This window comes from Streptomyces roseirectus (genome assembly GCF_014489635.1).
Taxonomy (GTDB): Bacteria; Actinomycetota; Actinomycetes; order Streptomycetales; family Streptomycetaceae; genus Streptomyces; species Streptomyces roseirectus.
The window spans coordinates 3617843-3634656 of the sequence record NZ_CP060828.1 but is presented as its reverse complement, the minus strand read 5'-3'; the positions used below and the strand labels follow the sequence as shown (position 1 = coordinate 3634656).

Genomic DNA, 16814 nt, shown 5'->3' with positions numbered 1-16814 from the left:
CAAGCAGATCAAGGTGAGTTGACGCATCAGGCCAATGCGAAGGGCCCCGCCGCCCCGGTGAGTGAACCGGAGCGGCGGGGCCCTTCGCGGGAACTGCTAGAAGCGGCGCGTGATCAGCGCCCGCTTCACCTCCTGGATCGCCTTCGTGACCTCGATGCCACGCGGGCAGGCGTCCGTGCAGTTGAAGGTCGTGCGGCAACGCCACACGCCGTCACGGTCGTTGAGGATCTCGAGGCGCTGCTCGCCCGCCTCGTCACGCGAGTCGAAGATGAAGCGGTGCGCGTTGACGATGGCCGCCGGGCCGAAGTACTGGCCGTCGTTCCAGAAGACCGGGCACGACGACGTGCAGGCCGCGCACAGGATGCACTTCGTCGTGTCGTCGAACCGCTCGCGGTCCTCGGCCGTCTGAAGCCGCTCACGCGTCGGTTCGTTCGTGTCCTTCGTGATCAGGAAGGGCATGACGTCGCGGTACGCCTGGAAGAACGGCTCCATGTCGACGACCAGGTCCTTGAGGACCGTGAGCCCCTTGATGGGCTCGATGGTGATCGGCTTGGCCGGGTTGATGTCCTTGATCAGCGTCTTGCAGGCCAGCCGGTTCTTGCCGTTGATCCGCATGGCGTCCGACCCGCAGATGCCGTGCGCGCAGGAGCGACGGAACGTCAGCGTGCCGTCCAGGTCCCACTTGATCTTGTGGAGGCCGTCGAGGACGCGCTCCTTGGGGTCGATCTCCAGCTGGAAGTCTTCCCAGGTCGCGTCGGCCGAGACCTCCGGGTTGAACCGGCGGACGCGGAACGTGACGGTGATGAGGTGGTCCGAGGCCGCGGCCTCCGCCTCCACCTTGTCCAGAACGGGAGTTGCCATCAGTACTTACGCTCCATCGGCTGGTAGCGGGTCTGCACGACCGGCTTGTAGTCGAGACGAATGGACTCGGTGCCGTCGTCGCCGACCTCGCGGTACGCCATGGTGTGGCGCATGAAGTTGACGTCGTCGCGGTTCGGGTAGTCCTCGCGGTAGTGACCGCCGCGCGACTCCTTGCGGGCCAGCGCCGAGACGGCCATGACCTCGGCGAGGTCGAGCAGGTTGCCCAGCTCGATCGCTTCGAGGAGGTCCGTGTTGAACCGCTTGCCCTTGTCCTGCACCGAGACGTTCTTGTAGCGCTCGCGCAGCTCGGCGATCTTCTCGACGGCCGTCTTGATCGTCTGCTCGGTCCGGAACACCATGACGTTCGCGTCCATGGTCTCCTGGAGCTCCTTGCGCAGCACCGCGACCCGCTCGTTGCCGGTCGACGCGCGCAGCCGCTCCACCTGGTCGACGACGAACTGCGCCGGGTTCTCCGGGAGTTCGACGAAGTCGGCCGTCTTCGAGTAGTCGGCCGCCGCGATGCCGGCCCGCCGCCCGAACACGTTGATGTCGAGCAGCGAGTTGGTGCCGAGGCGGTTCGCGCCGTGCACGGAGACACAGGCGACCTCGCCGGCCGCGTACAGACCCGGGACGACGGTGGTGTTGTCCGACAGGACCTCGCCCTCGACGTTCGTCGGGATGCCGCCCATCGCGTAGTGCGCCGTCGGCTGGATCGGGATCGGGTCCGTGTACGGCTCGATGCCGAGGTAGGTGCGCGCGAACTCGGTGATGTCCGGGAGCTTCGCGTCCAGCTGCTCCGGCGGGAGGTGCGTGAGGTCGAGGTAGACGTGGTCGCCCTCGGGACCGCAGCCGCGGCCCTCACGGATCTCCGTGTAGATGGAGCGCGAGACGACGTCACGGGACGCGAGGTCCTTCATGACCGGCGCGTACTTCTCCATGAAGCGCTCGCCGTCCTTGTTGCGCAGGATGCCGCCCTCACCGCGGGCGCCCTCCGTCAGCAGGATGCCCATGCGCCAGATGCCGGTCGGGTGGAACTGGAAGAACTCCATGTCCTCCAGCGGCAGCCCCCGGCGGTAGCAGGCGGCCTGCCCGTCACCGGTCAGCGTGTGCGCGTTCGACGTCACCTTGAAGAACTTGCCGGTGCCGCCGGACGCGTAGATCACGGCCTTCGCCTGGAAGACGTGGATCTCGCCGGTCGCCAGCTCGTACGCGACCACACCGGCGGAGTGCTTGACCCCGTCGACCTCGGTGATCAGCTGGTCGAGGACGTAGAACTCGTTGAAGAACTCCACGCCCTCCTTCACACAGTTCTGGTACAGCGTCTGGAGGATCATGTGACCGGTGCGGTCGGCCGCGTAGCAGGAGCGGCGCACCGGGGCCTCGCCGTGGTTGCGGGAGTGCCCGCCGAACCGGCGCTGGTCGATCGTCCCGTCGGGCGTCCGGTTGAACGGCAGGCCCATCTTCTCCAGGTCGAGGACGGCGTCGATGGCCTCCTTCGCCAGGATCTCGGCGGCGTCCTGGTCGACCAGGTAGTCACCGCCCTTGACCGTGTCGAAGGTGTGCCACTCCCAGTTGTCCTCCTCCACGTTCGCCAGCGCGGCGGCCATGCCGCCCTGCGCGGCGCCCGTGTGGGAGCGGGTCGGGTACAGCTTCGTCAGGACGGCGGTGCGGCTGCGCTTCGTCGACTCGATGGCCGCGCGCATACCGGCGCCGCCGGCGCCGACGATGACGGTGTCGTACTTGTGGATCTTCATGATTGGTCGCAGCCCCGTGCCTAGCGGATGTTCGGGTCGAAGGTGAAGATCACCAGCGTGCCCAGCAGGATGGTGAACACCGTGGCGGTGTAGAGCAGGCCCTTGAGCCACAGCCGGGTGTTCGCGCGCTCCGCGTAGTCGTTGATGACCGTACGCAGGCCGTTCGCGCCGTGCAGCATCGCCAGCCACAGCATCAGCAGGTCCCAGACCTGCCAGAAGGGGCTGGCCCAGCGGCCCGCGACGAACGCGAAGCCGATCTTCGAGACGCCGCCGTCCAGCACGAGCTGGATCAGCAGGTGCCCGATGACCAGGACGACCAGGACGACGCCGGACAGGCGCATGAACAGCCACGCCGCCAGCTCGAAGTTGCCCCTCGTCGACTTCGGGGTCTTCTTCGTGCGCTTGCGCGGGGCCTCGATGTACGGGGCCGGGTTGTCGACGTCGTACAGCGAACCGCCCTCGACGGGGCCGATGCCGGACGCGGTGGTTTCGGTGGTGGCCATCGGTGTCACTTCCCGAAGAGTTCGCGGGCCGCGTGGCCGAGGACGGGGTAGATCGCGCCGATCATCAGCACGACCCACAGGCCGACGACCGTCCAGAGCATCTGCTTCTGGTAGCGCGGGCCCTTGGACCAGAAGTCGACGGCGATGACGCGCAGGCCGTTGAGCGCGTGGAAGAGGATGGCGGCGACGAGGCCGTACTCCAGGCACGCGACGATCGGGGTCTTGTACGTGGCTACGACCTTGTCGTAGTCCTCGGGGGAGACACGGACGAGAGCGGTGTCCAGCACGTGAACGAACAGGAAGAAGAAGATGAGGACGCCGGTGACTCGGTGAGCCACCCAGGACCACATTCCTTCCCGGCCGCGGTACAGCGTTCCAGCCGGCACGGAAGTCCCTCCGGGAGCGGGGTGTCGGGGCCTGCCGGCTTGTGCTGTCGGTCTGGCCCGGCCGGGTACGGTCCACCGGCCCCCAGCATGTTAGCTACGCGGTGAGCGCGGGTTTACGGCGGGCCTACCGGCGTGATCGAAGTGGCACGCGGATGGGTGAACTGTGGTGGCATCCGGGGTGGTGGGTCCTGTTATGTGCCGGGTGCGGCGCCGTTGTGGCTGGTCGCGCAGTTCCCCGCGCCCCTGACGGCACTGGACAACCGTTGCTTTGCGAGCTTGCGGAGTTCGTCCGCCGCCAGTACCCGTTCGTCCTCCGGATCGTTCAGCAAACGTGACCGGATGGCTTCCAGGGTGTGATCGATGGTTTCGGCCGCGATGACGAACGAGTGGCCGAACTTCGACTCGTATGCCGCGTGTGCCGCGCTCAGCGCCATGTGGGCTGCTACGTATGTCTCTGGCGGGAGTTGCGGCATTTTCTCCGCCGCCAGCGCTTCCGCCAGATCCCCCCTCGTCAAGTCGTACGCCGCCTCGTCCCCTGCCGCCAGGAGTGCTTCGAGCGTGGGGTACGGGCGGTGGGTCGCGACTCTCGCTGCCCAGGTTTCGCTGTGGAGGCAGGTGAGGAGGAGGGCGTACGCCTCTGCCGGGGACGCGGCGTTGAACGCGGTGAGGCGCGTGTACGTAGGTGTGGGTTGTTCGGGTAGGGCCGGTATGGCCACGCGATGGGCGGGCAGCGGTGATCCTCGTGTCACGGGGGGCTGGTGTGGCGTCACGTTATCGAGAGTGGTCGGGGTGTGTCCGACAGTTGCCCGAATTTCACTCGATCGGGAGAGTTTCGGAACGTGTGGTGGACGGCGGGTGGTCGGACGTGAGCCATAGGTTGGCGGCGTGAGCAGGCACAGGCGCGGCAGGCGCGAGAGCGGTGGGCGCGGGGCCGGCGGACGGCGGGGCGCGGTCGTCGCCGGGGCGTTCGTGGTGACGGTCGGGCTCGGGGTGGGGATCGGGGTGTGGGCCTCGACGTCCGGGTCCTCGGGGTCGTCCGGGGCGTCCTCGGGGTCGTCGACGGGGGCTTCGGCGTCCGGGGAGACCCGTAGTACCCCTGGTACCTCGCCCAGTACGCGGCCCCCGTCCTCCTACCCCCTGTCCACCGCGCCCCGCACCGTCCCCGCCGTCACCTCGCACACCCCGGCGCGGGGGCCCGGCTGGCGGCCCGCCGCCGGGTACCGGGTCGTCGTCGACGACTCCCGGCTCGCCGACGAAGGACGGCTGATCGCCGGGGAGTTGGGGATCGCGTACGGGGGCGAGGCCGCCGACGCGCGCGCCGGTGACGTACGTCTCGAACTCGGTGAGGACGGGCCCGCCGAGTCGTACAGCATGACGGTGAGCGGGGGGAGGGTGATCGTCAGCGGGGCGTCCGAGGCGGGGGTGTTCTACGGGACGCGGACGCTGAAGCAGGAGGTGCGCGGCAGCGGGGGCGCGCCGGAGGGGGTCGTACGGGACGCGCCCGCCAAGCCCGTCCGCGGGTTCATGCTCGACATCGCGCGCAAGAACTTCAGCGCCGCCTGGATCGAGGACCGGGTGCGGGAACTGGGCGATCTGAAGTTCAATCAGCTCGGGCTGCATTTCTCCGACGACCAGGGTTTCCGGATCGCCTCCGACACGCATCCGGAGGTCGTCTCCAAGGTTCATCTCACCAAGGCCGAGGTGCGGTCGATCGTCTCGCTCGCGGCGTCCCGGCACATCGAGATCGTGCCGGAGATCGATTCGCCGGGGCATCTCGGGGCCGTCCTCGCCGCGCATCCGGAATTGCGGCTGCGCAATGTGAACGGGGTGCCCACGAAAGGCGCCATCGACATCTCCAAGGCGGCCTCCGCGCGGATCGTCGACGAACTCCTCGGTGAATACGCCGAGTTGTTCCCCGGGTCCGACTGGCATCTCGGCGGCGACGAGTACCAGGCGCTCACGGTGCCGAATCCCGGCGCCCTCTATCCGCAGCTCGCCACCGCCGCGCGCGACGAGTACGGCGCCGGCGCGGGCGTCGCCGATCTCGCCACCGGGTGGCTCAACGACCGTGCGAAGGCGGTCGCCGGGCGGACCGTGCGGGCCTGGAACGACGGGTTCTACCAGGGGACGAGCGTCCAGGCGGACCAGGGGATCCAGGTCGCCTACTGGACCGGCAAGGAGATCGGGGCGCGCAAACCGGTCGAATATCTCGCCGCCGGGCGGCAAGTCGTCAACTACAACGACGAGTTCCTTTACTACGTGCTCGGGGAGCCGAACACCTTCGTCTATCCGACGGGGCAGCGGATCTATGAGCGGTGGAATCCCCGGGTGCTGCGGGGGACCACCGAGGTTCCCGCCACTTACGACTCGCAGATTCTCGGCGGGGTTTTCGCCGTCTGGTGCGATCTGTCGAACTCGCAGACCCAGGCTCAGGTCGCCGCGGGGATTCGGATGCCGCTTCGGGCGACTGCCCAGAAACTGTGGGACGCGCGGCAGCCGAAGCTTTCCTGGGCGCGGTTCCGGGAGTTGGCCGGGCGGGTGAGCTGAGGGAATTCCGTGCGAGAATACGCGTTCCGGGTCTGGGGAGGCCCGGAATTCATTTGACTTGTTTCGGTAAGTTCGGGGGGATTGATGTCTGTTGTGTGGTTGCGTTCGCCGGTGGGGCTGGGAAGAGCGACGGCCGTGCTGCTGGGGGCCGTTGTCGCGGGGCAGTTCTTCTCACTGTGGGCGGGGGGTGTGACGTACGGCGTCTATGACGACCTCGCGGCCGGGGTCGACGTCGTCGAACGGGCCGAGGACGCGGACCGGTTGACGAATCTGGCGGCGATGATCCAGACGCCCCTGTTGATCGCCGCCGTCGTCGTCTACCTCTGCTGGTTCTGGCGGGTCCGGGTGAACGGGGAGGTCTTCGAGCCGGGCGGGCACGCCAAGGCGCGGGGGTGGGTCATCGGCGCCTGGTTCGTGCCGGTCGTCAACCTCTGGTTCCCCCGGCGCCTGATGGTCGACGTCTGGAACGCGAGCGCGCCGCTCGGGCGGACGGTGTCCCCCGCGCTCGTCAACGTGTGGTGGGCGGCGTGGATCCTCTGGCTTCTCGCCGGCCGGGTGGGGGCCGCGATGGTCCGGCACGCGGACACCGCCGCCGAACTCCGGCGGCTGACCGGGATGACCATGGTCACGGACGCGGTGGAGGCTGTCGCGGGGGTCCTCGCGATCCTCGTCGTGCTGCGGGTCACCCGGATGCAGAACGAGAAGGCGTTGGCGGGGGCTTGGACGGCGGCGCTGCCGGTTCGGATGGGGTGAGTTGAAGGGCGGGGGTCGTCGAACTCGGGCGGGGTGAACGCCGGTTCGGGGGGTGGCGGGCGTTCGCTGCGGGGGTCTGAACGCCGGGTACGGGTGTGACGGGCGTCGGGCGAGGGCTTTGGTGCAACGCCGGTCGTGGGTGAGGCGGCGTTGGGGCTGGGGGTGCCTGAACGCCGGTTCATGGGTGTGACGGGCGTCGGACGAAGGCTCGGTGCGCGCCGGTCAGGGAGCGGCCGTGCGCCGGTCGGGGAGTTGACGCGCTCCGGTCGGGCGAGTTGTCGGCGGGGGTCGTCGAGCCTTCGTCCGGCGACCGTGAGATCTCCGTACCCCGCCCCCTCCCACACTTGGCTGGAAATCTCCGTTCCGGTTGGCCTGGCGTTTCGGGTGGTGGCCCTGTGAGACTGGGGCGCCATAGGGACGTACGGGCTTCGTTGCGGGGGTGAGGCCCAGGGGAGGGAGAAGTCGATGAACCTGGTCGAAATGTTGGCGGGGGCCGACGAACTGGGGCTGGCCGCGAGCGGGTTGGCTTGTTTGGATCGCTGCGTGTCGCTCCTGGGCGGCGACGACGAGGTCCTGCGCCCGCTGTGGGGGAACCTGGCGTCCGGCGGCGACGCCGGCGAGTGGGCGTCCCTGCTCCAGCAGACGGCCGCGAAACTGGACACCGTCCCGGAGACCGGCGCCGCCCCCGAGAGCGGCGAGGCCGCCCTCCTCGCCCGGTCGATGCTGGACGCCGCCCCCGCCGACCGCATCGGCGAGGCCGTCCGCGACTGGGCCGACACCTGTTCCCGGGCCGCCCTTCGCATCCACCTCACCCTCGACCCCGCCCACCATCCCGGCGAGATCCCCCGCGACGGCCGCACCGACGGCCTCCCACCCCTCGTCATCGCCGAACTCCGCCGCCAGGCCACGGTGTTGGAGGTCATCGCCACCCACGGCCCCACCGGCCTCCGCCGCGCCTTGGACGTCTCCACGGAGGGGCGGAGGGTGTTGCGCGCGGTCGTCTCCCGACGGGGGCGGGTGGTGGAGACGACCTGAACGAGCCGATCCCTGCGGCGAGTTGCTGATACCTCCGCTGAACGACGGTGCGGGGGAGGCCCCGTGTGACCTGTTCCACACGTTAACCCTGTGATGGATTTGGGGCGTTCGTCGCTGGGGGTAGTGAGGGCCGCGTCGCGGACCGGCGGCCGGTGCGGTCCCACGGGGGTGGGCCGCGCGGTCGTCGCCCTCGGACGGGCAACGGCATCAACGGGGACTTGTGGTGGGGCAGGGTGGGGAACCCCGGCGCCCTCAGGCGGCGTTCGACGGGGAGCTCGGGGTGGCTGTCGCCCGTGCCCAGGAGGGCGACGAGGTGGCGTTCGCTGTGGTGTACCGGCTCGTGCAGCCGGGGCTGCTCGGGTACCTGAAGGGGATCGTGGGCGACGAGGCCGAGGACGTCGCCTCCGACGCCTGGCTGGAGATCGCCCGCGACCTCGGACGGTTCCGTGGGGACGGCGCCGGGTTCCGGGGCTGGTCGGCGACCATCGCCCGGCACCGGGCGCTCGACCACCTGCGCCGGGCCAGGGCACGTCCCCTACGGGGCGGTGCGATCGAGGACGCCGACCCCGTCGCCCCGCACGACACGTACGACCAGGTCGCCGAGGCGCTGTCCACCGAGCGTGCCCTCGCCCTCGTCCGCGGGCTGCCGCCCGACCAGGCCGAGGCCGTCCTGCTGAGAGTCGTCGTCGGGCTCGACGGGCCCGCCGCCGCGCGCGTCCTCGGGAAGCGGCCCGGTGCCGTCCGCACCGCCGCGTACCGCGGACTGCGGCGCCTCGCACGGGAGTTGGGGATCGAATGACCGACCTGCCCCGCCTGCTCGCCGCCGCCCTCACCCCGCCCGGCCCCGACGCCGCCGCGGAGGCCGAGGCCCTGGCCGCCTTCCGCGACGCCCGTGACTCCGGCGCTCTCACCGCACCCACACGCCGGTGCGACGACTGGCGGCGGGAGGACGAGGCACCGTGCGACGGCACGCCGTAGCCCTCAGGGACTCCTGGCTCTCAAGTAGCAGTCCTCAAGCAGTAGCTCCCAAGGACCAGCCCCACCCCCGGCGGGAGCAGGCAACGACCGGGGCCGCCACCCCCCACAGGAGAGGCCCCGGTCGTCGCTGTACGGGTCGCGCGGCGGCCCGTGTTCTGTTCAGCGTCGCGGGGGCGGTTTCTGTCACACCCGGGGTGTGCGAGGGGTGGACCGGCGTGGACGGGGCGCGGTTTCAGGTCGTAACGTGCCTTTCGCGCCGGACAGCAGGGCGGCTGGACCACCGCCGTGTGCTGTGGGGACCATCGGCGGGACATTCATCGATCGGCTGAGCTAGGGACCAGGGTGCCGGGGTGCTGGGGGACGACGCGGAGCTGACTGCCGCGGTGCTCGCTGCGCAGGACGGGGACGAGAACGCGTTCCGTGCTGTGTACCGCGCCGTGCATCCCCGGCTGCTCGGATACGTCCGGACGCTGGTGGGCGAGGCGGACGCCGAGGACGTGACGTCGGAGGCGTGGCTCCAGATCGCCCGGGACCTGGAACGGTTCACCGGCGACGCCGACCGCTTCCGGGGCTGGGCCGCCCGCATCGCCCGCAACCGTGCTCTTGATCACATCCGGATGCGGGGCCGGCGGCCCGCGACCGTCGGCGACGAGACCGAGCTGAGCGGGCGCGCCGCCGAGTCCGACACCGCCGGGGAGGCCATCGAGGCGCTTGCCACCGGCCGTACGCTCTCCCTCATCGCGCGGCTCCCGCAGGACCAGGCCGAGGCGGTCGTGCTGCGGGTCGTCGTCGGACTCGACGCGAAGACCGCCGCCGAGACGCTGGGCAAACGCCCCGGCGCCGTACGGACCGCCGCGCACCGCGGTCTGAGGAAGCTCGCCGAGTTGATCGGAGAGGACCCCGAGGCGTCGGGCGTGCTCGACGCGCTGCCGGGCCGGTCGGGGACCGTACCGTCGTCGGGTGTGACGCATGCGTGCGCGCGGACGCAGAAGGACATGTGATGGCCGACGAGCAGTACAGGTGGCTGGACCGCGACACGGCGGAACGTCTGCTGAGCGGGGAGTCGCCCGACGCCGTCGAGCCCGCGGCCCGTGAGCGGGCGGCGCGTCTCGCGCACACGCTGGCGTCCCTGGCGCCCGCCGCCCCGGACGACGGTGAGGAGCTGCCCGGCGAGGCCGCCGCGCTGGCCGCGTTCCGCAAGGTGCGCGCGGAGAAGGCGGACGCGGCGGCCCTGGCGGCGGCGCCGGTCGGGGACGTCGACGAGGTGGGCGACGTCGTGCGGCTCGGGGTGCCCGTGGCCGGGCCCGCGGTGTCCCGGCGCCGGCGGGCTGCCCGGTTCGGTCTTGCCGCCGTGCTCGTGCTCGGGGTCGCCGGGGGCGCGGCCGTCGTCGCCGGGGTGGGGTCGGGCGGGGGGTCGCCCGAGCCGGGGGCGACCGTCTCCGCCGGTGCGACGCCCGACGCGCGGGAGACCGGGTCGGGGGAGCGCGGGGGTGCTTCGTCCGGGGCCGAGGACGGGGGCGGCTCGGGGCAGGTCGTGCCGGGGCCGGGGGGTGGCGCCGGAGGTACTACGGGTACGGGGGGTACTACGGGTTCCGGGGGTGGCTCTCAGGGTGGGGACACCGCCGGGGGTATTACGGGGGCTACGGGTACTACGGGGGTCACGGGTAGCGCGGGCACGGCCGGGGGCGGTCGTCGGGACGAGGCCCTTGACGCCGCCGTCTGCCGTGATCTCGCGCTCGGGCGGGCCGTCGACGGGCAGCGGCGGAAGTCGCTCGAAGGCGCCGCCGGGGGCTCGGACCGGGTGCCCGCCTACTGCGCCGGTGTGCTCAAGGACCAGTGGGACAAGGGGAGTTACGGCGGAGGCGGGGGTGCGGCCTCGGGCGGGAGTCAGGGTGCCGGCGGGGGCCAGGGCTCCGGTGGCGGGACCGCTGCGGGCGGTGGCTACGGAGGCGGCGGCTTCGGGGGTACCCGGGGTACTACGGGTACCGGCGGGTCGAGATCCGGCGGGGGCTCGGGGAACGGGGGCCAGCAGGGGTGGGGCGGCGGCGGAGGAGGCGGGGGCAGCGGGGGTGGTGGCGGCGTCGGCCCGGGGAGCGATTCCGGAGGCAAGTCCGGGGGACGGTCCGGGGGGTCCTCCGACGGCAGCAAGGGTTCCTGGAGCGACGGCGGGAAGTCCGGCGGCGGACACGGCGGTGGCGGCGGGGCACGCCCCCACGGGAACGCCGCGCCGATGACAGCGTCCTGAGCTGCGTATTCTTCTCGGTCCGAAGTTTTTTCGCCGAGGGTGTGACGTTTTTCGGGGGTCCGGCGCAGTAACAAGTGAGCCGACTGGTCATCGGCCCTCAGTACGGAGCCGGGGGTTCCCCCCGTACCTACGGCTCCGTGCGCATGGCGCGGGCGGGACACGTTCCCCCGGTCCCGCCCGCGCCCTTTGTCCTTCCGTAACTCCCCTGAGCCAAGATGGTGACGGGACCCCATCGCGGGTCCGGCGGCGTACCAGCAGCTCGGCGAGAGGCAGCGGCACCATGACGCGTGAGTCGGAGTCCGGAATCCCCATCGACCCCGTGTACGGACCGGACACCCAGGCGGACTGGGACCCGGCGGAGAAGCTGGGGGAACCCGGACAGTACCCGTACACCCGAGGTATCTACCCCTCGATGTACACCGGCCGCCCCTGGACGATGCGCCAGTACGCCGGCTTCGGCGCGGCGACGGAGTCCAACGCCCGCTACCGCGACCTCATCGCGAACGGCACCACCGGCCTCTCCGTCGCCTTCGACCTCCCCACCCAGATGGGCCACGACTCCGACGCCCCCATCGCCTCCGGCGAGGTCGGCAAGGTCGGCGTCGCCATCGACTCCGTGGACGACATGCGCGTCCTGTTCGACGGCATCCCCCTCGACCAGGTCTCCACGTCCATGACGATCAACGCTCCCGCCGCGCTGCTCCTGCTGATGTACCAGCTCGTCGCCGAGGAACAGGGCGTCGAGGCGGGCAAGTTGACGGGCACCATCCAGAACGACGTACTCAAGGAGTACATCGCGCGGGGGACGTACATCTTCCCGCCCAAGCCCTCCCTGCGGCTGACCGCCGACATCTTCAAGTACTGCGGCGCCGAGATCCCCCGCTGGAACACGATCTCGATCTCCGGGTACCACATGGCCGAGGCCGGCGCCTCGCCCGCGCAGGAGATCGCGTTCACGCTCGCGGACGGCATCGAGTACGTCCGCACGGCCGTCGCCGCCGGCATGGACGTCGACGACTTCGCGCCCCGCCTCTCGTTCTTCTTCGTCGCGCGGACGACGATCCTGGAGGAGGTCGCCAAGTTCCGTGCGGCCCGCCGGATCTGGGCCCGCGTGATGAAGGAGGAGTTCGGCGCGCGCAACCCCAAGTCGCTGATGCTGAGGTTCCACACGCAGACCGCCGGCGTCCAACTCACCGCGCAGCAGCCCGAGGTGAACCTTGTCCGGGTCGCCGTCCAGGCCCTCGGCGCGGTGTTCGGCGGCACCCAGTCCCTGCACACCAACTCCTTCGACGAGGCCATCGCGCTGCCCACGGACAAGAGCGCGCGCCTCGCCCTGCGCACGCAGCAGGTGCTGGCGTACGAGACCGACGTGACCGCGACGGTCGACCCCTTCGCCGGGTCGTACGTCGTCGAGCGGATGACCGACGACGTCGAGGCCGCCGCCCTCGAACTCATGGGCAAGATCGAGGAGTTGGGCGGCGCGGTCGCCGCGATCGAGCACGGGTTCCAGAAGGCGGAGATCGAGCGCAGCGCGTACCGGATCGCGCAGGAGACGGACGCCGGCGAGCGGGTCGTCGTCGGCGTGAACCGGTTCCGGCTCGACGAGGAGGAGCCGTACGAGCCGCTGCGCGTCGACCCGGCGATCGAGGCCCGCCAGGCGGCACGGCTCGCGAAGCTGCGCGCCGAGCGCGACCAGGGCGCGGTGGACGCGGCACTCGACGCCCTGCGCAAGGCTGCGGCCGGCGAGGACAACGTCCTCTACCCGATGCGCGAGGCCCTGCGGGCACGGGCGACCGTGGGCGAGGTCTGCGGAGCGCTGCGCGAGGTGTGGGGGACGTACGTACCGTCGGACGCGTTCTGATGCCGGCGCCGGCCGACGCGTGAGCCCCCGCCCGGAGGCGGAACAAGCCGGGTGAGCCCCCGGTCGGCGGCGAGGCAAGCCGCGTGAGAACTGGGTGGGCGGTGGGGCGAGTCGCGTGAGAACTGGGTGGGCGGCGGGGCGAGTCGCGTGAGACCTCGGCTTGCGGCACGGCCGGGCCACCCCTCAACTCGGCCTGTGGTGGGGCGAGTCGCGTGAGAACTGGGTGGGCGGCGGGGCGAGTCGCGTGAGACTTCGGCTTGCGGCACGGCCGGGCCACCCCTCAACTCGGCCTGTGGTGGGGCGAGTCGCGTGAGAACTGGGTGGGCGGCGGGGCGAGTCGCGTGAGACCTCGGCTTGCGGCACGGCCGGGCCACCCCCTCAACTCGGCCTGCGGTGGGGCGAGTCGCGTGAGAACTCGGTTGGCGGCGATGCCGGCCCACCCCTCGACTCGGCCTGCGGCGAGGCAAGCCGCGTGGGACCTTGGTCGGCGGCGGGGTGAGTCGTGTGAGACCCCGGCCTGCGGCGAGGTCGGCCCACCACTCAACTCGGCTCGCGGCGAGGTGAGTTCAGGCGCCCACCCCCGCCGCATACTCGGCCAGCCCCTCACGCGAGTCCCCGGCCCAGCCGACGTACCCGTCCGGGCGGACGAGGAACACGCCCTCGGGGAGGGTGGGTTCGCTCCAGCCGGGGCCCTGGATACGGGCGTGGAGGTCGAGCCCGTGCAGGGTGTGGGGGACGCGGTCCCCGGCGCGCAGCCCGGCCGGCGCGGTCCTCGTCTCCCGCGTGAGGCTCGACTCGCGGTAGTTGAGGTCGAGTTGATGGGTGGACCGGCCGCGCCGCACCTCGCCGCGCTGGACGGCCGTCGCGAGGGCGAGCATGTCCGAGGCGATCGCCCGGCGCTCCTCCTCGTAGGTGTCGAGGACGCCGAGCGAGGGGTCCTTGAGGTCTGCGCCGAGTTTCCAGCCGAGGTTGTAGGCGTCCTGGACGCCGGTGTTGAGGCCCTGTCCGCCGGACGGCGGATGGACGTGGGCGGCGTCGCCGGCGAGGAGGACGCGGCCGGCGCGGAAGCGGTCGGCGAGGGCGGTGCGGGGGCGGAAGACGGAGTGCCAGCCGAGGCCGGCCGCCTCGGTGAGGTGCGTGCGCTCCCGCAGGAGCGCGGTGACCGTCTCCGCCGACACGGCGTCCGACAGGGGCTTGTCGGACGGGAGTTGGGCGAAGAGCTGGAACTCGTCCGTGCCGGCGAGCGGGCACAGGCCAAGGAGGCCCGCCTCGCTCTGGAACACGTGCCAGTGCGTGCGGCTCAGGCCGGGGACGCGGACGTCCGCGACGAGGAACGGGTCGGACTCGGGGGCGCCGTCGCCGGTCATGCCGATGCCGGCGGCCCGGCGCAGGGCCGAGCGTCCGCCGTCCGCCGCGACGGCGTAGCGGGCGCGGAGCGTGGTGCCGTCGGCGAAGGACGCGGTGACACCGTCGTCGTCCTGATGGATCGTCACCACCTCGTGGCCGAAGCTGACTTGGCCGCCGAGGGTGCGCAGTCGGGTGTGCAGGATCCGCTGGGTGCGCCACTGGGGGGCCATCCACGGGGCGGTGAAGCGGGAGCCTGCCGTGGCCTGCTCCACGGGCTCGAACATCTGGTGTTCGCCGAGCTGGACGCCGTCCTTCCAGAACAGGGTGGCGGGGTAGGGGCCGCCCGCCGCGAGGATCGGGTCGAGGACGCCGAGGTCCTGGAAGACCTCCAGGGTGCGGGGCTGGAGGCCCTTGCCGCGGGAGCCGGGGGAGAGGGCGGGGCCCCGCTCCACCATGAGGGCGTCGACGCCGCGCCGGGCGAGGTCGATGCCGAGGGTCAGGCCGGTGGGGCCGGCGCCGACGATCAGGACGTCGGTGTGCTGCATGGGCGTCGCCTTAACGTTGTTAAGTGGTCGTGCCTACGAGCACGCCCTTAACATCGTTAAGGTGTCAAGCTGTCCCCCGTGACCACAGAACGTGAGCCCGCACGCCGTGAGCCCGCACGCCGCGCCCCCCTCGACCGCACCCGCGTCGCCGAAACAGCTCTCGCGCTGCTGAACGACGTCGGGCTCGAAGGGCTCACCCTGCGGGCCATCGCCAAGGAGCTCGACGTCAAGGCACCCGCCCTGTACTGGCACTTCAAGGACAAGCAGGCGCTGCTCGACGAGATGGCGACGGTGATGTTCCGGCGGATGGAGGCCGGGACCGCCCTGGACGAGGCGGACACCTGGCAGGACCGGATCCGGGGCGCCTGCGCCGGACTGCGGTCCGCGCTGCTCGCCTACCGCGACGGGGCGAAGGTGTTCAGCGGCTCACGCTTCACGGGGACCGAGCACGCCGTGCGCATGGAGGAGAACCTGCGTTTCTTCCTCGACGCGGGGTTCACGCTGGCCGACGGGGTGCGCGCGTACACCACCGCCACCAGCTACACCGTCGGGTTCGTCATCGAGGAACAGGGCGTCGTACCCCTCCCCGGCGAACGGCGGGAGGGGTACGACGTGGGTGAACGGGCGCGCAGGCTCGCGGAGTTCCCGCTGAGCGCGGCGGCCGGGGCGGAGATCTTCGCCGACTACGACCGGCACTTCGCGGACGGTCTTGAGATCGTCATCGCCGGGATCGCCGCACGGTACGGGAAGGAGTGATCACCGGCCCTTCAGAAGATCACCGGCCCTTCAGAAGATCACCGGGCCTTCTGGAGCGCCGTCCGCAGCCTCGGCGTCAGCGGTGTCTCCACGAACCGGTAGATCAGGTAGGCCAGGAGCAGCATCCCCCCGATCGTCAGGAAGAACGTCGGTATCGCCGGGATCTCCAGCTTCCGGTGCAGCCCCCAGATGACCACCCACCCCAGGTGCTCGTGGACCAGGTAGAACGGGTACGTCAGCGCGCCCGCGACGGTCAGCCAGCGCCAGTTCGCCCAGTTCAGCCAGCCGAGCGCGATCGCGGCGACGGCGATGAAGCCGAAGGCGACGACGGCGACGATCCCGAAGGTCGTGCGGTGCGCGAAGGCGTTCGGGTCGGAGGCGTTCCACAGGTCCTTGACGGCGTAGTGCTGGCCGATGAGGAACCCGGCGGCGGTCAGTCCCCAGGCGTAGATGTCGCCGCGGTCGCGGTGCACGAGGTAGAGGCCCATGCCGCCGATGAAGTACGGCGCGTACTCCGGCATCACGACGAGGTCGAGCAGCGGCTGGTGCGCGGCCTGCGCGATGGCGACGGCGAACAGCCAGCCGATCGAGAACATCAGCACCCGGCGCCGGTTGGCGCCGGGGATGACGACGAGCAGCGCGAACAGCGCGTAGAACCGGATCTCCACCCACAGCGTCCAGCAGACGCCCAGCACCCGGTCGGCGCCGATCGGCTGCTGGAGCAGCGTGAAGTTGACCAGGGCGTCGCTCGGGGAGACGCCCTTGAACGGGACCCCGGGCAGCGCCATGACGACGATCAGCAGGGCCACGGCGAACCAGTACCCCGGCATGAGCCGCGAGACCCGCGACGCGAAGAACGACGTCAGGGACCTGCCCCAGCCGCTCATGCAGATCACGAACCCGCTGATCACGAAGAACACCTGGACGCCGAGACACCCGTACGTCGCGAAATTGTGCAGCGTCGGGAACTCGGTCTTCGGCGAGGCGCCCCACGAGGTCGACACCTGCGCGCCGCGCCCCGCGTAGTGGTACACCGCGACCATCAGCGCGGCCACGAGCCGGAGCCCGTCGAGCGCCCTGAGCCGGTTGACGCGGGGTGCTGCGGGCTGCTGTGCGGGTATCCGTTCCGCCTCGCCCTGCTCGGTTCTTACGGCCGTCTCGGTCACGCTGGTATCCCTCGTCATGGAGAGGTGGGCAAAGGGCAGTTGGGGCGCCGGGGGCTCAAGTCGCCTCGCCGGCGAGC

At 71.1% G+C, this 16814-nt stretch carries 16 protein-coding genes; 9 read left to right on the top strand and 7 right to left on the bottom strand.

What is annotated here, in order from left to right:
• Positions 1 to 96: 96 nt before the first annotated feature.
• From IAG44_RS15045 to IAG44_RS15025, 5 genes are all read right to left on the bottom strand, one after another.
• On the bottom strand, positions 97 to 861 hold the full coding sequence (locus tag IAG44_RS15045; RefSeq protein ID WP_187747633.1) for a succinate dehydrogenase iron-sulfur subunit: 765 nt from the start codon (positions 859 to 861) through the stop codon (positions 97 to 99).
• Positions 861 to 2615, bottom strand: a complete 1755-nt coding sequence (sdhA, locus tag IAG44_RS15040) for a succinate dehydrogenase flavoprotein subunit (protein WP_187747632.1) — start codon at positions 2613 to 2615, stop codon at positions 861 to 863. Before sdhA ends, IAG44_RS15045 begins: the two co-directional genes overlap by 1 nt.
• A gap of 20 nt (positions 2616 to 2635) precedes the next feature.
• Positions 2636 to 3118 carry a succinate dehydrogenase hydrophobic membrane anchor subunit gene (locus tag IAG44_RS15035; protein WP_187747631.1) on the bottom strand — a complete coding sequence of 161 codons (483 nt, stop codon included), beginning with the start codon at positions 3116 to 3118 and terminating at the stop codon, positions 2636 to 2638.
• Between the two features lie 5 nt (positions 3119 to 3123).
• On the bottom strand, positions 3124 to 3504 hold the full coding sequence (gene sdhC, locus IAG44_RS15030; protein WP_187747630.1) for a succinate dehydrogenase, cytochrome b556 subunit: 381 nt from the start codon (positions 3502 to 3504) through the stop codon (positions 3124 to 3126).
• 191 nt (positions 3505 to 3695) lie between these two features.
• Positions 3696 to 4253: a 2-oxo-4-hydroxy-4-carboxy-5-ureidoimidazoline decarboxylase gene (locus IAG44_RS15025; RefSeq protein WP_187752693.1), complete on the bottom strand. Its 558-nt coding sequence runs from the start codon at positions 4251 to 4253 to the stop codon at positions 3696 to 3698.
• A 136-nt stretch (positions 4254 to 4389) separates the two neighbouring features.
• On the opposite strand from IAG44_RS15025, the gene IAG44_RS15020 reads away from it, so the two are divergent.
• The 8 genes from IAG44_RS15020 to IAG44_RS14985 all read left to right on the top strand — a co-directional run bounded on the left by IAG44_RS15020 (position 4390) and on the right by IAG44_RS14985 (position 12923).
• The gene (locus tag IAG44_RS15020; RefSeq protein WP_425508450.1) at positions 4390 to 6051 is read left to right on the top strand and encodes a beta-N-acetylhexosaminidase; all 1662 of its coding nucleotides are present in this window, start codon (positions 4390 to 4392) and stop codon (positions 6049 to 6051) included.
• A 111-nt stretch (positions 6052 to 6162) separates the two neighbouring features.
• Positions 6163 to 6804 carry a DUF4328 domain-containing protein gene (locus IAG44_RS15015; RefSeq protein ID WP_246561729.1) on the top strand — a complete coding sequence of 214 codons (642 nt, stop codon included), beginning with the start codon at positions 6163 to 6165 and terminating at the stop codon, positions 6802 to 6804.
• Positions 6805 to 7269: 465 nt separating this feature from the next.
• A complete protein-coding gene (locus IAG44_RS15010) occupies positions 7270 to 7839 on the top strand; it encodes a hypothetical protein (RefSeq protein ID WP_187747628.1) in 570 nt (189 codons plus the stop codon).
• A 223-nt stretch (positions 7840 to 8062) separates the two neighbouring features.
• Positions 8063 to 8638, top strand: coding sequence for an RNA polymerase sigma factor (locus IAG44_RS15005; RefSeq protein WP_187747627.1), 576 nt, complete (start codon positions 8063 to 8065; stop codon positions 8636 to 8638).
• Complete coding sequence (locus IAG44_RS15000) at positions 8635 to 8817, top strand: hypothetical protein (RefSeq protein WP_187747626.1); 183 nt, start codon at positions 8635 to 8637, stop codon at positions 8815 to 8817. Before IAG44_RS15005 ends, IAG44_RS15000 begins: the two co-directional genes overlap by 4 nt.
• 350 nt (positions 8818 to 9167) lie before the next feature.
• Positions 9168 to 9818, top strand: a complete 651-nt coding sequence (locus tag IAG44_RS14995) for an RNA polymerase sigma factor (RefSeq protein ID WP_187747625.1) — start codon at positions 9168 to 9170, stop codon at positions 9816 to 9818.
• Positions 9818 to 11062, top strand: coding sequence for a hypothetical protein (locus IAG44_RS14990; protein WP_187747624.1), 1245 nt, complete (start codon positions 9818 to 9820; stop codon positions 11060 to 11062). The genes IAG44_RS14995 and IAG44_RS14990 overlap by 1 nt, the downstream gene beginning before the upstream one ends.
• Before the next feature lie 280 nt (positions 11063 to 11342).
• Complete coding sequence (locus tag IAG44_RS14985) at positions 11343 to 12923, top strand: acyl-CoA mutase large subunit family protein (protein WP_187747623.1); 1581 nt, start codon at positions 11343 to 11345, stop codon at positions 12921 to 12923.
• A 566-nt stretch (positions 12924 to 13489) separates the two neighbouring features.
• Here IAG44_RS14985 and IAG44_RS14980 read toward each other — a convergent pair.
• Positions 13490 to 14815 (bottom strand): FAD-dependent monooxygenase, encoded by a 1326-nt coding sequence (locus IAG44_RS14980; protein ID WP_187747622.1) that lies wholly within the window; start codon positions 14813 to 14815, stop codon positions 13490 to 13492.
• 78 nt (positions 14816 to 14893) lie between these two features.
• Between IAG44_RS14980 and IAG44_RS14975 the strand changes: the two genes are divergently transcribed.
• A complete protein-coding gene (locus IAG44_RS14975; protein WP_187747621.1) occupies positions 14894 to 15571 on the top strand; it encodes a TetR/AcrR family transcriptional regulator C-terminal domain-containing protein in 678 nt (225 codons plus the stop codon).
• 38 nt (positions 15572 to 15609) lie between these two features.
• Here the strand turns inward: IAG44_RS14975 and IAG44_RS14970 are convergent, their stop codons facing one another.
• Positions 15610 to 16737: an acyltransferase family protein gene (locus tag IAG44_RS14970; RefSeq protein ID WP_187747620.1), complete on the bottom strand. Its 1128-nt coding sequence runs from the start codon at positions 16735 to 16737 to the stop codon at positions 15610 to 15612.
• Positions 16738 to 16814: the final 77 nt, after the last annotated feature.

Bases quoted from the DNA above. Each gene is read 5' to 3' on its own strand.
- IAG44_RS15045 (WP_187747633.1), bottom strand. From the start codon at position 861: ATGGCAACTCCCGTTCTGGACAAGGTGGAGGCGGAGGCCGCGGCCTCG.
- IAG44_RS15035 (WP_187747631.1), bottom strand. From the start codon at position 3,118: ATGGCCACCACCGAAACCACCGCGTCCGGCATCGGCCCCGTCGAGGGC.
- IAG44_RS14980 (WP_187747622.1), bottom strand. From the start codon at position 14,815: ATGCAGCACACCGACGTCCTGATCGTCGGCGCCGGCCCCACCGGCCTG.
- IAG44_RS15000 (WP_187747626.1), top strand. From the start codon at position 8,635: ATGACCGACCTGCCCCGCCTGCTCGCCGCCGCCCTCACCCCGCCCGGC.
- IAG44_RS14985 (WP_187747623.1), top strand. From the start codon at position 11,343: ATGACGCGTGAGTCGGAGTCCGGAATCCCCATCGACCCCGTGTACGGA.
- sdhA (WP_187747632.1), bottom strand. From the start codon at position 2,615: ATGAAGATCCACAAGTACGACACCGTCATCGTCGGCGCCGGCGGCGCC.
- IAG44_RS15010 (WP_187747628.1), top strand. From the start codon at position 7,270: ATGAACCTGGTCGAAATGTTGGCGGGGGCCGACGAACTGGGGCTGGCC.
- IAG44_RS14990 (WP_187747624.1), top strand. From the start codon at position 9,818: ATGGCCGACGAGCAGTACAGGTGGCTGGACCGCGACACGGCGGAACGT.